This window comes from Pseudoalteromonas sp. NEC-BIFX-2020_015, from assembly GCF_012952265.1.
Taxonomy (GTDB): Bacteria; Pseudomonadota; Gammaproteobacteria; order Enterobacterales; family Alteromonadaceae; genus Pseudoalteromonas; species Pseudoalteromonas neustonica.
In genome coordinates this window covers 183043-198810 of the sequence record NZ_JABCJL010000005.1, presented here as the reverse complement: position 1 = coordinate 198810, position 15768 = coordinate 183043, and the positions used below count along the sequence as shown (strand labels likewise).

Sequence of the window (15768 nt, the reverse complement as noted above, 5' to 3'; positions counted from 1 at the left end):
TGAATTCTGAATTTATTTAATATCTTTCGATATTGAATTGACTGTGCCGAATAATTATTAAAAATAACTATTCTGTTGGTCACTCAGTTTCTCTTTCGAGAAATCACATTGAGACTCTAAATTTTTTTTGCCTTGCTTAGCTATCTAAAAAGAAAGCTAAGCTCGGCTGTTAGAACTCAATCTGTACGAGTGCCCACACAGATGATTGCTTTATATTGTTAAAGAACGTTGCGATTAAAGTTAAACTTTATCTCGCTAGGGATGCGCATACTACGCTTTCCACTTTTTTTGTCAACACTTAAATTTAAACTTTATAAAAATTCAAACTCAAGTTTTACTCGACTCACTGATTAACTCTTGCCCCGCTAAGCGTTGCTGTCTGCCGTCTCAGTGGGGTCGCATTATAGGGCGCGGCTGATTTTACGCAAGCGTTTTTTAAAGAAAAATTGAAATAAAGTACTGTTCGAGCAAATATCAAACGAAACGTTCGAAAACACATCTAAACTAAGCCAGTATTTAATAATTAGAGCAAGGTGCACTTGAACAAGTCACCACATCGGACAAAAAAACAGCAAAACCATTTGTATATATGAAATTTCATATATACAATATTGAAAAACACCTGATTGATACACTCTTTAATGCCTAACAGTTGTAAACCAAAAATAACAGTGCTGTTTATATGTACTGAAAACTCAGCACGTTCACAAATTGCTGAGGCTCTACTACGCCATAAAGCAAATGAGCGGTTTGAAGTATATAGTGCGGGTACTACACCAAGCATTATCGACCCACGAACGCTTTTGGCTTTAGAGACATTTGCTATTCCAACATCATCGCTACTTGCAAAAAGTATTAAGTATTTTGAAAGTAGGCAATTTGATTACGTTATTACGTTATGCGATCAAGCTAATCAAGAATGTCGTGCTTATCCATATGCAGTAAATCAACTTGCATGGGATCTTCCAGATCCCAAAACACGCTCAGGCTTAAACCCATTTTTAATGACTATTAATGAATTGAATAATCGTTTAATTATGTTTCTTAAGGTAATAAACAATACCGAGCAAACCACACACGATGAACTCACCAAAAATACTTTTATAAATGAACAAGCGCAGCCAGTGCATTTTGATCCCATTGTTTTTTATAAATGCCTAACGGATGAGATACGCTTAAAAACACTTATGCTTGCCAATTACCATGGCGAACTATGTGTATGTGAATTAATGATAGCGCTAAATGAACAAAGCCAACCTAAGGTATCCCGTAATTTAGCTGTACTAAAGAAAGCAAACATAATCACTGATAGAAAGAATGGCCAATGGGTATTTTATCAAATCAACCCGTTTTTACCTGATTGGGCTAAAGCAATCATTAACCAAACGACTGAAAGTAACATTGCTTTAATAACTGACGACTTAAAAAGATTAGCTGTAATGCATGACCGCCCAGATAAAGTCAGCTTTTGCCGCTAACGACTATTAATAAGAGTTTCATTTAAAATTAAACTTAAACACATACACAACCAAGTAAGGATTTAACAATGGCTATAAAAGTGGGTATTAACGGTTTTGGCCGTATGGGACGTTTAACAATGCGCGCAGCGTATGATTGGGCCGATATTGAAATTGTTCATATTAACGACCCCGCAGGTAATGCTGAAACATTTGCGCATTTAATGACGTTTGATTCAGTGCACGGTAAATGGCACCACGAAGCAGAGCATACTGCCAATACAATAGTTATTAATGGTAAAGCTATTGGCTTTACACAAAATACCAAAACTCAAGACACTGACTGGTCTAACTGTGATGTTGTTATTGAAGCCTCAGGTAAAATTAAAACCAAAGCCTTATTACAAGCCTATCTTGATCAAGGTGTAAAACGCGTTGTAGTAACCGCACCAGTAAAAGAAAATGGTATTTTAAATATTGTAATGGGGGTAAACGACCACCTTTATAATAAAGACACTTACCCAATCATAACTGCGGCATCGTGTACAACTAATTGTATCGCACCTGTTGTTAAAGTGCTCCAAGAGCAAATAGGTATTAAACATGGATCAATCACTACGATTCATGACATAACTAACACACAAACTATTATAGATGCGCCGCATAAAGATTTACGTCGTGCGCGTTCATGTGGCACGAGTTTAATTCCTACAACAACAGGTTCAGCAACGGCTATCACTCATATATTTCCGGAGTTACAAGGCAAATTAAACGGCCACGCAATTCGTGTACCTTTAACAAATGCATCAATTACTGATTGTGTATTTGAACTTAACCGCGATACCACGGTTGAAGAGGTTAACAGCTTGCTAAAACAAGCCTCTGAAAATGAACTTAAAAATATCATGGGTTATGAAGAGCGCCCGTTAGTCTCTGTTGATTATAAAACAGATCCTCGCTCAAGCATTATTGATGCCTTATCGACCATGGTCATTAACAATACACAAGTAAAACTCTACGTCTGGTATGACAATGAATGGGGCTATGCAAACCGCACGGCAGAGCTCGTTTTAAAAGTTGGCTTGGCAGATAAGGAATAACCAACATGGGGCTAATTACGTCATTATCACCGCAAATAAAACAATATTTGGTGATTACAGGCAATTATTGGGCATTCACCCTGACTGATGGTGCACTGCGTATGTTGATCGTGCTGTATTTTCATCAATTAGGTTATGATCCATTAAGTATTGCTATGCTATTTTTGTTTTATGAGATCTTTGGCGTAATTACAAACCTTGTCGGCGGTTGGTTAGGCGCTCGCTTTGGTTTAAATAGAACCATGAACATTGGTCTTGCATTGCAAATTGTTGCCTTGGCAATGTTATTAGCCCCAACATCTATGCTAAGTATTTTATATGTAATGGCAGCACAAGCACTTTCTGGGATCGCAAAAGATCTCAATAAAATGAGTGCAAAAAGTGCCATTAAATTACTCGTTCCCAGTGATGAACAAAGCCAACTATACAAATGGGTAGCATTACTTACCGGCTCAAAAAACACCCTAAAAGGAGTGGGTTTCTTTTTAGGTGGTTTACTACTTACCCTACTTGAATTTCATGGTGCAATACTTGCCATGATTTGCATGCTTACAGCAGTATGGCTATTTAGCTTATTCGCGTTAAAAGAAGACTTAGGCAAAGCTAAAAACAAAGCTAAATTTAGTGAGTTATTTTCAAAGAGCAAAGCGATTAATGTACTCTCCGCGGCGCGGTTATTTTTATTCGGCGCCAGAGATGTCTGGTTTGTAGTGGCGCTGCCAGTATTCTTGGCTGCAACATTTGGCTGGGATCACTGGTGGGTTGGCGGCTTTATGGCAAGCTGGGTAATTGGTTATGGCATAGTGCAATCATTTGCACCTGCTTTTACTGGTAAAAAGTCAGGGCAAGTACCCAATGGCCGTAGTGCATTTTTATGGGCTAGCTACTTAACCATCATTCCTGCACTGATAGCCTTAGCGCTGCATTATGATTTTTATATACAAGCAGCAATTATTATCGGCTTACTGATATTTGGTACCGTGTTTGCTATTAACTCATCATTACACAGCTATTTAATTGTCAGCCTTGCTGATAGTGATGGCGTGTCACTTGATGTGGGCTTTTACTATATGGCCAATGCCATGGGAAGATTAATAGGCACTGTTTTATCTGGTTGGGTATATCAGCAATATGGGCTTGAAGCGTGTTTATGGATCTCAAGCGCGTTTATTGCGTTAGCCGCCTTACTTTCTTTAGCATTACCACAAACGGCCGAAGTACCCTCACCATAATTTAGTTTATTCCTGTATTGTATTTTTCACGATACAGGAACGCCCTCAACTACTATCCCTAAATATGGAACGGTTAATGCATTAATTTTTGACTATAAAAAACATGTCAATTTTTAGCCGCACGGGACGCACAATGAACTTAACAACAACACCCTCATCACTGCTCACAGATCCAAATTATTTAAAACAATCACAAGCAAACACCCAGCAAGCAAATAACACGGAAGAACAAACAACTTCGACTAAAACGGCTAAAAACATTGATGATGAAGCAACTCAAAATAAAACTGACAGTGACGAAACAGCTGAAACCGCACAACAACAAATGATTAAAAATATTAAAGATCTACAAAATAAAATGCAGAGCCTTGAAACTGACAAAAGCCTGTCTAAAACTGAGCAACAAACTAAACTTGCAGAGTTACAACAAGAATTAGACAGCGAGCTTATTTCAATACAGATAAGTGTTAAAAAGAACGTATCAACATTGATGGGGAATTTATTTTCATCAGCAGGGAATACTAGCTCAGGTTTATTGTTTAACCATCGCGCCTAATGACAGCATTTAGAGTTGTTAATTATTTTTATTGGAAGTCTTTAAAAGTGGTGGCCCCTCCCAGACTCGAACTGGGGACCTAACGATTATGAGTCGTGTGCTCTAACCAACTGAGCTAAGGGGCCATTTTGTATTAGCATATGTTAGTTAACTAACGCTAAATTTTGAAGCGTTTAACCACAAGAGCGGTTAAAGCGGGTTGCAGTATAAAAAGTTTTTACCGCCTTGTCACTAGCAAAAACCTTTATTTTAACAATGAATAAGCCAACTGCTTAAATAGTAATCGCAAAACACTTAATTGCACATTAAAACCACAACTAGTAATGCTTAATCTATCTTTTGACCTTGGTTAAGCTAAATAATAATTAAGCATCGGGGTAAATTACATAGCTTTAAACTACCGTTACTTTGATTTAGAAGAGATATCACTCCATTTTAAACCAAATTTACTCAAATACTTTTGTAACCTACTTGAATCGTTTATTTGAGACTTAAGCGTGCGGCTTACGTTAAATAACTCCCTCCCCGCAGAGGCCATACTATTGTGCTGCTGGCAAATAGTAAGCACATAGCCAAGCTGATTAATATCAAAATCATCTAATGTATCGACCTGAGTTTTTTCGAGATAATGTAAAAGCACATTCGAAGATGATTGCTGATTGTAAGGATACCACGCTTGCTTTAGGCGCTTTATTTCATCGTTAACATCTTCCACCGTGATCCGAGAAGAATCCGCCAAAGTACACAACCTTGTAATTGCAGAGCTCAAATCGCGAAAGTTGCCAGTCCATAGAGCCTCGTTTGATGTGGCAAAATTAATGAAGGTACTTTTAGCTTCTTTGTTAAATTGTACACGGCGCCCCATTTTTTTAGCATAGAGATCGACTTCGTAATCGATATTTGCAGGAATATCTTCTTTTCGATCTTTAAGTGCCGGTAACTCGTATGTCCACAAATTAATACGGGCAAATAAATCAGCTCTAAAATGGCCTTTGGCTATCTCTTGCTTCAAATTACGATTTGTACCTGCAATTAATTGAAAATTACTTTGTATGGGTGTATCACTGCCAACAGGATGAAAAGTTTTATTTTCAATTGCATGGAGTAACATTGCCTGCTCCTCTAAACCGAGCTCACCTATTTCGTCTAAAAATAACACGCCGTCATGGGCTGTCAGTAAAAAGCCATCTCTTGCTTGTTGCGCGCCAGTGAATGCCCCTTTTGTGTGGCCAAAGAGCGCAGCCATCGCATTTTCACCTTTTAACGTGGCGCAATTTACTGATACCAACGTGCCTTTTAACATAGAACGTTTTTTCTTTAATTGAAATATACGGGTTGCCAGCTGGCTTTTACCCGCCCCAGTCGGCCCGGTTAAAAGCATTGGGTCGTGCGAGCGAATTGCTACTTTTTCTATTTGCGTGATCAGCTGATTAAAAAAGACGTTTTTAGTTTCTATCCCGCCTTTTAAAAACTCTTTACCTTGCTGATGCTCTACATCAAACCGAGTTGCTAATTGATCATACTTGGATAAATCCAGATCGATGACCTGTATACGTCCTATCGATTTATTATTGTTATTGTGATCCGGTGATGTTTGAATCAAACGCCCTGGGAAATGGCGGCTTTCTGTAAGCAAGTAGCTGCATATTTGCACAACATGCGTACCTGTTGTGATATGAAATAAGTAATCATTTTTATCGGTATCAAAAGTATAGTGCTGGCACCAATCAAACAGCTTTGCATACACTTCTTCAAAATCCCAAGGATCACTAAAATTAAGTTGATGCAACTTAACATTCGTCTCAGACGAGATAGACTCAATATCCACTGCAACATTATTAGCAAGGCGGTGACTGTGATTATCATGCAGCATATGCAGCTGGTTAACGATTAGATCATCTTGACTGCACAAACTTACGTTGGGCCGCCACTTAGCCCATCTATCAGATCTTTTACCTACATAATCTAACTGTGTACCAATTAAACTAACGACAACGGTGTCTTTCACTTTATATCCATATAGATAACCTTAATATCTAAAAACAATACATAACAACAAAAAACCAATCAAGCTTAATAATCAAAAACGGTGATGAAAATAATTTAAATTCATTAAAACAACAACTTAAAAATAAAAACAAACATTAAAATGCACTTGGCACGTGACTTGTAATTACATAGGAGTCTGATTAATTGGATGTGATTCAAAAAGTCACTCTGGTGCGCTCAACACTGTTGCCGCGTATTCCTAATCAAACAACTATTAAAGTAGCTCAGAGGTAGAGCAACGGCTCAGTGCCGTGTGCGAAGGTTCGAATCCTTCCTTAATAATACCCTTTAAAGGTAGCTCAACTGGTAGAGCAGCGGTTATGCCGCTTGTTGTGGGTTCAAGTCCCACCCTAAACATAAATATAAATACGTTAGTAAGTAGTTAGTACCACTGCTTGATAAACGCCTAACACGAATAAGCCTTGGCAAGCCGGATGCTCCCCATCGCAATCTCGTTTTGAGCTTTTATCAAAAAAGTATTTAACCCTTACTAACCCCTTAACTTAAGGGGAGTAAAAACAATAAGGAATTTAAAATGTTAAGCAAAAAATTATTTAAAAAAATAGTAGAAATCACTGAAAACCAAAGAGTGCTAGTGTACAAAAATCAACAACTCATCAATGTGCTCACAGCTGGCAAACATACGCTTTGGGATTTTAAGAATGAATTATCATTTGATTATTTTGATATAAACGCCCTTTATTTTTCAGAGAAAAATGCCGAAAGGCTATACCGAAATAGTCCGCAATTAAGCGAGCATATTTTCCACTGCAAGTTAAATAACACCGAAGTGGGCTTGCTGTACATTAACGATTTACTTGAAGGCATAGTGGCACCCAGCGAGCAATTATACCTATGGCAAGATGCTGGTGATATTCGCCTAGAGAAAATATCAATCGATGAAGAGATAACCTTAGACGATAAAGTGCTTTTTTTAATTAACCGAGCTGGTGCAAACACAGCGTCACGTTTAATTAAAAGTGAGCGTACCGTTGCGATTAAACCAATTGCTGATTTACACGTAGCAAAAGAACACGTTGGTTTACTGTATGTAGATGGCCAACTATTAAAACAACTCACACCTGGTCATTATGGTTTTTGGCAATTTAACCACGAGATTGAATTAAAAACGTTTGATTGCAGAACGCAGTTACTCGAGATCTCAGGGCAAGAGATCCTAAGTAAAGACCGCGTAAGCTTGCGCATTAATTTAAGTGCCAACATTAAAGTACATGACGCTCAGCTTGCAGCGCGAAGCGTTGATAACGTGAATGACTTTGTCTACAAAGCTTTGCAGTTAGCATTACGTGAAGCCGTTGGCACAAAATCGCTCGATGATATCCTGTTGGATAAATTGTACGTAAATGAAACAGTAAAAGAGCTAGTTGCACAGTCTTTAACAGACATTGGCATCACCCTTGCGAACGTTGGTGTAAAAGACATTATTTTGCCAGGCGAGATGAAAACAATACTAAACCAAGTGGTTGAAGCGCAAAAAGCAGCTGAGGCCAATGTCATAAAAAGACGCGAAGAAACATCAGCCACCAGAAGCTTGCACAACACGGCCAAGGTGATTGAAAACAACCCAACACTAATGCGCTTAAAAGAACTGGAATCGTTAGAAAAAGTAGCTGAGCGAATAAACAACCTAACCGTGTATGGCGGTTTAGAAGGGTTAATGAATGGTGTAGTAAAAATAGCCTAACCAGCTAGCGCTATTCTCAATAAAAACAACAATAAAAAGAATCAAGGAAAAACAAATGTGTAAAAATTATAACGTTATCGAAAACCAAGGCAGCGTACCAATTAAAGCGTGGACCAAAGGTGTGCCGTTTGAAGAGCAAGCCCAACAGCAACTCAACAATATTGCACGTATGCCCTTAGTACACTCGCATATTGCCGTAATGCCAGACGTACACTTAGGTAAAGGCGCAACCATTGGCAGTGTTATCCCCTCTGTTAATGCGGTTATTCCAGCAGCAGTTGGTGTTGATATTGGCTGTGGTATGGTGGCCACTAAAACCACCTTAACCGCAAGCCAACTACCTGATAATTTACTGGCGATTAGGCATGCTTTTGAGTCTGCAGTTCCCCATGGTAGAACCAGCAATAGAAGCAAAGCTGACAGAGGTGCATGGCATAACATTCCCGATATAGTTGCGGGTGAATGGCAAAAGCTACAAGCACGGTTTGAACGTATTTGTGAAAAACACCCTGCAATAAAAAAGAGCAACAACGTTAACCATTTAGGCACTATGGGTACGGGTAATCACTTTTTAGAGCTGTGTTTAGACGAACATGATGCCGTATGGATCATGCTCCACTCTGGCAGCCGTGGCGTAGGTAACCGCATTGGTACGTATTTTATTGAGTTAGCTAAAAAAGAAATGCAGCGTCATCAAATTAACTTACCCGATATGGACTTAGCCTACCTTGAAGAAGGCAGTGATTTTTTTGATGACTACGTTGAAGCCGTTGAGTGGGCGCAAGATTTTGCTGCCAAAAACCGTGAAATTATGATGTTTAATGCCATAGCCGCATTACGTAAACAAATACCTGTTGTGTTCTCAACCCATGAGCTCGCGGTTAATTGCCACCATAATTATATTTCGCGTGAGCATCACTTTGGTAAAGACTGTTTTGTAACACGCAAAGGCGCCGTAAGAGCAGAAAAAGGCGAAATGGGCATTATTCCTGGCAATATGGGCGCACGCTCTTTTATTGTTAGAGGCTTAGGTAACCCTGAAAGCTTTAACAGCTGCAGCCATGGTGCTGGGCGTATTATGTCTAGAACAAAAGCCAAAAAGGTGTACAACGTTGAAGATCAAATAGCCGCCACACAAGGTGTAGAGTGCAGAAAAGATGCATCAGTCATTGATGAAATTCCTCATGCCTATAAAGATATTGAAAAAGTAATGGAAGCACAAAAAGACTTGGTTGAGGTGGTATATACCTTAAAACAAATTGTTTGTGTAAAAGGATGAAGATAATTATATGACCACACAATTTATAAAAATAGATGGCTCACAAGGTGAAGGCGGCGGCCAAGTATTAAGAACTGCCCTCACGCTCTCGATTCTAACCCAGCAAAATATTGAGCTTTGCAATATTAGAGCCGGCAGAAACAAAACAGGCTTATTACGCCAACACCTTACATCTGTTTTGGCCGCACAAGAAATATGCGATGCCAGCGTAGAAGGCGTCGAACTTAGTTCAACGCATATTCGCTTTTCGCCGGGCAAAATAAAAGCAGGTAACTTTCATTTTGCGATTGGGAGTGCAGGCAGTACCGTATTGGTCTGCCAAACTATTTTACCCGTGTTGGCACTGGCGCAAAGCAGCTCAACCGTGACGTTTGAAGGGGGCACACATAACGGCATGTCACCTTCTTTGAGTTTTTTAGAGCAGTCATTTTTACCCATACTAAAACGCATGGGCATTGACTGTCACATTACAACAACAGCGCTTGGGTTTTACCCTGCGGGCGGCGGAAAGTGGCAAATAAGCATCCAACCAGCAGCTAAGTTTACACCTATTCAATTAACCGCTGCGGGCGCTGACTTTGCTAAAAACATGTGCAACTGTTCATTAACGGCGTTAGTCAGTTCACTTCCTGTAAGCATAGGACAGCGCGAAATAAACACGGCTAAAAAAGTACTCAATTGGCAAGATGCATCTGGCTATGTACAAGATGTGAGCACACCTGGACCTGGTAACAGCTTTCAATTAGGAATTGATAGCGAAACGCATCGCACAGTGTTCGAAGTCACTGGAGAAAAAGGCGTGTCGGCTCAAAATGTAGCAAAACGCGCAGCAGGAAGAGTAAATGCATTTATTCAATCTCAGGCGGCCGTTGAAGAACATTTAGCCGATCAACTGTTACTTCCTATTGCATTGGCGGGCAGCGGCAGTTTTACAACAACGAAACCAAGCCTACATACACTAACCAATATAAATGTTATTAAACATATATTAGGAAAGGAGATAAAGTTAAAGCAACTAACAGAGTCCCTGTGGCATGTTTCGCTATTACAAAAGACTTAAACGACCTAAATTCGGATAATAAATACAACGGTAAGGTAATGAATAATAAATTAAACAAAGTTTACTTAGTGGGCGGCGCAGTGAGAGACTCATTACTTGGCCGGCAATCAAAAGACAAAGACTATGTTGTAGTAGGCGAAACACCTGCCACTTTAATCGCATTAGGTTATCAGCCTGTTGGCAGTGATTTTCCGGTTTTTTTGCACCCAAAAACTAAAGACGAATACGCCCTAGCCCGCACCGAGCGAAAAAGCGGCAAAGGTTATTGCGGCTTTACAGTGGATGCCAGCACATCGGTAACGTTAGAAGAAGATTTAGCCCGGCGCGATTTAACCATCAATTCAATGGCGATGGATGCTAAAGGCAACATTATCGACCCTTTTAATGGCCAAGCTGATTTAAAAAATAAAATACTCAGGCACACCACCGACGCCTTTGCTGAGGATCCCGTGCGCGTGTTGCGGATTGCACGTTTTCTTGCCCGTTTTGGCGAGCAATGGTCAATACACCCAGACACTCAAGCACTTATGAAGCAACTAAAAGAAAGCGGCGAACTTGCGCATTTAGTGCCCGAACGTGTATGGAATGAAACCGAAAAGGCATTGAGCGAGAAACACCCCCAGTTATTTTTTCAAGCGCTTAATGGCTTAGCGCTATTTCCTGAAATCGAATCTATGCAAGGCATCCCTCAACCTGAAAAGCACCACCCTGAAGGTGATGTTTACATTCATACTATGCTGGTACTAAAGCGAGCTGCTGACTTAGGGTTTGATGTTGAAACACGCTTTGCCGCCCTCACCCACGACTTTGGTAAAGCCTATTGCTATCAGCAGTATGGGAATTTACGCGGCCATGAGCAAATAGGCATTAAAATAATTAATGAATTTTGCGAACGCTTAAAAGTACCTAATAAATTCAAAGCACTGGCAGTTTTAACAAGTGATAACCACACCCGCTGTCACACGTTATTTGAGCTAACACCTAAAAAAGTACACAAACTCATTGTTGAAAAAATGAATGCAATAGTCCATCCACACCGTTTTTTACAGTTTCTTCAAGCTTGTTTGTGTGATGCACAAGGCCGCGGTGAGACCTTTGTAAATAAAGACTATCCGCAATTACAATTTGCACAGTCGCTATTAAACGCACTACATCAACTCGATAAAAAAGCCATAGTACAACGTGCTATTTCACAAGGTAAAAGCGGCCCACATATTGGCACCGCGATGCGCGAAGCGGAAATAAACTGTTTACGTGACTACCTAACTGAATTTAAGAATAATGAAAATAAAGAACCAAACCATGAAAATAACTAAAAAAGAGAATACGGTACATAAACACATCGACAAAGATATTCATGTCGAAATAATGCGACGAATAAAAGCCGCAGAACTAGAGCATGATGTTAAAGTACTTTACGCGATAGAATCAGGCAGCCGAGCGTGGGGGTTTGAATCTCCTAACAGCGATTACGACGTGCGATTTATTTACGCTCACCCAACAGACTGGTATTTAGCAGTAAACCTTGAAGATAAACGCGATGTGATTGAATACCCAATCGTCGATGAAATCGATATAAACGGATGGGATATTCGTAAAGCCTTAAAGTTATTTTATAAATCTAACCCCGCGTTTATTGAGTGGCTACAATCACCCATTGTTTATGTAGATGACGACCATTTTGCAACAAAAGCGCGCGAATTGATGCCGCTCATCGCATCATCAACACGAGGGATTTATCACTATTTACACATGGCTAAAGGCAATTTCCGCGAATACCTTAAAAAAGAGCAAGTACCTCTGAAAAAGTACTTTTATGTTTTAAGGCCTTTGCTTGCAATTATGTGGCTTGAAAAATATAACGAGCCAGCACCCATCGAGTTCGATACTTTACGTAAATTAGTAGCCGACAATACCCCGCTTAATAATGCAATATCAGCGCTTTTAGCATCAAAACGCGTCAGTTTAGAAAAGGAGTATATTAAAAGCGTGCCTGTAATTAATGAGTTCATTGAATCAGAACTAGCCAGACACGAAAACTACACATCAAAATTTGAAAAAAGATCTGTTGATTTTGAAGAATTAAACCAACTTTTTGTTGATATTTTAAGCAGAAGTATGGATAAGTAAGCCATTGCTTTTACTTAGGAGATAAGGATATAAAAGTGAACAAAAAAAATGAGTTAGAGGAAGAGCTTTCCCTCGCAATAATAAAGTTAGTCAAATTATTTAATTCACCTCAAAAGAGGCCCCCTCTATGCCCAGTTTCTCTTGTAACATCACAATGGCAATTGGGTAATCTAGATTACTGGGAAAGATTTATTCGTGATGAATATGAAAAAGCTCTTTCTTCGCAGCCAAAAAAAATATGGAATTTTTGGTCTAATACTCCATCGAAAACAACATGGATTGATTTGTGCAGTTGGGATGGCCATAAAAGAGAACAAGCACTTCGCAGTATAGAGGGCGGTGCACAAAATAGATTTGTTTTAGCATTAGTATGTCGAAGGCTTAACGACTGGGTACCTCAAGTAAGACAAGCAGCTAGCGAAGTACTTAGCAAAATCATTGAAAACACTGATAAAAACGATGTTGCAGATGTCGTTTACTTTACCCTAAGTCACTGGTCATCATGGAAAAGAATTGATGATAAAAGCAAAAGCATATTATTAGAAGTAATCACAACCCCCTCTATTTTAGATAAGCTTAAATTAAATTTAATAGCATCACCAACAGGCCCGTTAGCTTTAATATTTTCACAAATTGCCCGTAAGAGTGCGATAGATCATTTCCTTGTAGACATCGCTCACAATGCTATTCAACCGTCACTTCGTGCCAAAGTTTACAAGTGCTTATTTAACAAAGAAGTATCTTGGTTTAATGATAGAGAATGGCAATGGACAGATATTCGATATTGCAAAGGTCGTGAAATGCCAGTTATTGCACAGCGGTATTTGACAATTCAAGTACCACTTGTTCCGCTGCTTAAATCCGCAGCCAGCGATCGCTCTTCAATCGTGAGGCGCGTAGCTGCTGAAGTGTTAATTAGAGAATTAGATAGTTTAGGCGATGAATCAATACAACTTGCTGAACAACTATCATTGGATCACGCTGCTCCCGTTGCTGAACGCGGTAAATTTGCACTCCGGAAAATTGCAGGCTCCACATTATTCTAAAATAAAAAGCGCCCCTGTAATTTAGGGTCGCTTTCGTATATCTATCAAGGTTCTTTAAGTTAACCCTAAATAGCTGCCAACGTCCTACTATATTATTTTCATGAATTGCTTAGTATAACTAGCTCAACCTATTTGCGAAAAGGCAGGGCGCGAGATCTGGCTCCATTATTTCAATAATTATTGTTGTAGACGTGATTAAGCGTGCGCTTTAACGTATTTATTAACCTTTTTCATTGCCATTTTGCGCTTCAACGGCGAAAGGTAGTCAATAAACAAGTTACCAGATAAATGATCAATTTCGTGCTGCATTACGATAGCAAGAAAGTCATCACTTTCAACTGTGATTGGTTTTCCATCACGGTCTGAAGCTGATACTACTACTGAAGTATAACGCTCTACATCAGCATAATAATCTGGCACTGACAGGCAACCTTCTTGCCCTAAAGCTTTATTGGTCCCACTAACAATTTCAGGATTAATTAAAATCAGTGGTTCATTTCGATTATCTGAAATATCAATAATAACTATGGCTTCTGTACGGCCAACTTGAGTTGAAGCCAAACCGATTCCATTATCAGTCGCATAAAGCGTTTGTAACATATCATCAATTAATGTTTGTACTGATGCAATATCGTGCACTTTACTTGCTTGAACTTTAAGCCTTGGATCTGGCGCTGTCAAAATGTCTAAAACTGCCATGTTTACCTTTTATTTTTACAAATTCATAGCGGGATTGTAGTCTTTATCAAAAGGAGTGAATAGTGCGATTTTGTGTAACACATAAAGCGTACTTGTGTATAAATGAATAACCCTTCTCTCTAAAAGTGAGTTAAGTAACAATTTCATCTAATGGTTACTTAGGTTTTTGAGCAAATTCAAAACAACATGTGTTTACTCAAATGTGCCTTGCCTGAGTAATTCACTGCCTTTTTCGCCAATAATAAGCATTCGGTGTCCTTCGGTTATTGAAGGCCACTCAAACTTGTTTAACTGGTTAGTAATAATGTCATCTCCAACAATATGCTGCCTACTTTTGTTATTGCTTCGTGCTGTACCTTCCTTAATTTGCAAAGCGACAATGGTGATTAATGCACCATAGTTTAACCCTAGTTCGCAAATAATTTGCCTAAAGTCTTTACGGATATTCGTAGCATCCCACACAACATTTTGCTTATTTGCTAATGCTGTTTTTAATCGAGATTTAGCCAGCTGCAACACTTGGCCTCGATATTTTTGGCAACTTCTTTTTCCATTGAGCTCTTTACGTATTTCATCTAACGAAATAACCGTAAACCCTTTAAGGTTTTTCGCAATCCAAGTGGATTTACCACTACCACTGATACCGCACATTACGAAAAGATGACTGTATTGTTGAGCGCCTTGATAATTTTTCGCCACCGCTTCTTCTGGCATACTAATTTGGCCTGTAGCCAATTGTCGAACAGCATAGCCATCCAAATATGCTTGCTCATCATACGAAGATTTTACCTGAATATTTTTAAGTATAGATCGAGCAAGATCTCCCGCAAACCATAGCTCGTAGTCTTCAGAAAACATTCTAAACTGCTCTAGCAGGTCAATTTGTAGGTCTAAGTCTTCACATTTTCGTCCTTTCATATCAGCTAATTCAAGCCAATAAAGCAGCTCCAAATTAGCATTCAGTGCAAGGTGTAGGTAATCACTGTAACTTTGATTTTTGATCACCAAACGTTTTGGCATTTGATGAAAACCCACCAGCCCCATAATGGCGCGTATTGCTTCATACTCAAGCGGTAACTCAAGCAATTTACTGGCTAAATAGCTTGCACCAATCTCCTCGTGTTTTGGCGCCACAACACGTTCAACTCCCGCTATTTGTTTGCGCTTTGTGGTTATTGGTTTAGCTATATCATGCAACAAAGCTGAGAGGATCAATACCTGCCTTTTTACTCCTTTTATATATGCAGCGTCATTAGCGAGTATTTCATACAGTTGACTCAACACCATCTCAGTATGAATGGCAACATTACCTTCAGCATGCCAGATACTGTCTTGCTCGGTTTCAGCAAACTGATGCAATAAAGGAAATACCTCCCCCAAATACCCTACACACTCGGCAAAATTTGGTGAATGGCTTAAAGCTAAGCTGTCTAGCCATGCAGCTAATTTTTTCAT

13 protein-coding genes and 2 tRNA genes are annotated in these 15768 nt (G+C 39.3%); 11 read left to right on the top strand and 4 right to left on the bottom strand.

Annotation, left to right across the window (positions count from 1 at the left end; all coding sequences use genetic code 11):
* Positions 1 to 641: 641 nt before the first annotated feature.
* The 4 genes from HH219_RS05820 to HH219_RS05805 all read left to right on the top strand — a co-directional run bounded on the left by HH219_RS05820 (position 642) and on the right by HH219_RS05805 (position 4345).
* Positions 642 to 1478, top strand: coding sequence for a metalloregulator ArsR/SmtB family transcription factor (locus HH219_RS05820; RefSeq protein ID WP_169326901.1), 837 nt, complete (start codon positions 642 to 644; stop codon positions 1476 to 1478).
* A 68-nt stretch (positions 1479 to 1546) separates the two neighbouring features.
* Complete coding sequence (locus tag HH219_RS05815) at positions 1547 to 2557, top strand: ArsJ-associated glyceraldehyde-3-phosphate dehydrogenase (protein ID WP_169326900.1); 1011 nt, start codon at positions 1547 to 1549, stop codon at positions 2555 to 2557.
* A 5-nt stretch (positions 2558 to 2562) separates the two neighbouring features.
* Positions 2563 to 3789: an organoarsenical effux MFS transporter ArsJ gene (gene arsJ, locus HH219_RS05810; protein ID WP_169326899.1), complete on the top strand. Its 1227-nt coding sequence runs from the start codon at positions 2563 to 2565 to the stop codon at positions 3787 to 3789.
* Positions 3790 to 3922: 133 nt separating this feature from the next.
* Complete coding sequence (locus HH219_RS05805; RefSeq protein WP_152960623.1) at positions 3923 to 4345, top strand: hypothetical protein; 423 nt, start codon at positions 3923 to 3925, stop codon at positions 4343 to 4345.
* Between the two features lie 48 nt (positions 4346 to 4393).
* On the opposite strand, the gene HH219_RS05800 is transcribed toward HH219_RS05805, so the two are convergent.
* Positions 4394 to 4470 (bottom strand) — tRNA-Ile (locus HH219_RS05800).
* 278 nt (positions 4471 to 4748) lie between these two features.
* Complete coding sequence (gene rtcR / locus HH219_RS05795) at positions 4749 to 6353, bottom strand: RNA repair transcriptional activator RtcR (RefSeq protein WP_169326898.1); 1605 nt, start codon at positions 6351 to 6353, stop codon at positions 4749 to 4751.
* Between the two features lie 253 nt (positions 6354 to 6606).
* Between rtcR and HH219_RS05790 the strand changes: the two genes are divergently transcribed.
* From HH219_RS05790 to HH219_RS05760, 7 genes are all read left to right on the top strand, one after another.
* A tRNA-Leu gene (locus HH219_RS05790) sits at positions 6607 to 6676 on the top strand.
* Between the two features lie 253 nt (positions 6677 to 6929).
* Positions 6930 to 8099, top strand: coding sequence for a slipin family protein (locus tag HH219_RS05785; protein WP_169326897.1), 1170 nt, complete (start codon positions 6930 to 6932; stop codon positions 8097 to 8099).
* A gap of 55 nt (positions 8100 to 8154) precedes the next feature.
* Positions 8155 to 9378 carry an RtcB family protein gene (locus HH219_RS05780; RefSeq protein WP_169326896.1) on the top strand — a complete coding sequence of 408 codons (1224 nt, stop codon included), beginning with the start codon at positions 8155 to 8157 and terminating at the stop codon, positions 9376 to 9378.
* 10 nt (positions 9379 to 9388) lie between these two features.
* Complete coding sequence (gene rtcA / locus HH219_RS05775) at positions 9389 to 10438, top strand: RNA 3'-terminal phosphate cyclase (protein WP_169326895.1); 1050 nt, start codon at positions 9389 to 9391, stop codon at positions 10436 to 10438.
* A 38-nt stretch (positions 10439 to 10476) separates the two neighbouring features.
* Entirely contained in the window at positions 10477 to 11754 is a 1278-nt protein-coding gene (locus HH219_RS05770) for a multifunctional CCA addition/repair protein (protein ID WP_169326894.1), read from the top strand.
* The gene (locus HH219_RS05765) at positions 11741 to 12568 is read left to right on the top strand and encodes a nucleotidyltransferase domain-containing protein (RefSeq protein ID WP_169326893.1); all 828 of its coding nucleotides are present in this window, start codon (positions 11741 to 11743) and stop codon (positions 12566 to 12568) included. Before HH219_RS05770 ends, HH219_RS05765 begins: the two co-directional genes overlap by 14 nt.
* Before the next feature lie 35 nt (positions 12569 to 12603).
* A complete protein-coding gene (locus HH219_RS05760) occupies positions 12604 to 13614 on the top strand; it encodes a hypothetical protein (protein WP_169326892.1) in 1011 nt (336 codons plus the stop codon).
* 195 nt (positions 13615 to 13809) lie between these two features.
* Here the strand turns inward: HH219_RS05760 and def are convergent, their stop codons facing one another.
* The gene (def, locus tag HH219_RS05755) at positions 13810 to 14313 is read right to left on the bottom strand and encodes a peptide deformylase (protein WP_169326891.1); all 504 of its coding nucleotides are present in this window, start codon (positions 14311 to 14313) and stop codon (positions 13810 to 13812) included.
* A 192-nt stretch (positions 14314 to 14505) separates the two neighbouring features.
* Complete coding sequence (locus HH219_RS05750; protein ID WP_169326890.1) at positions 14506 to 15768, bottom strand: AAA family ATPase; 1263 nt, start codon at positions 15766 to 15768, stop codon at positions 14506 to 14508.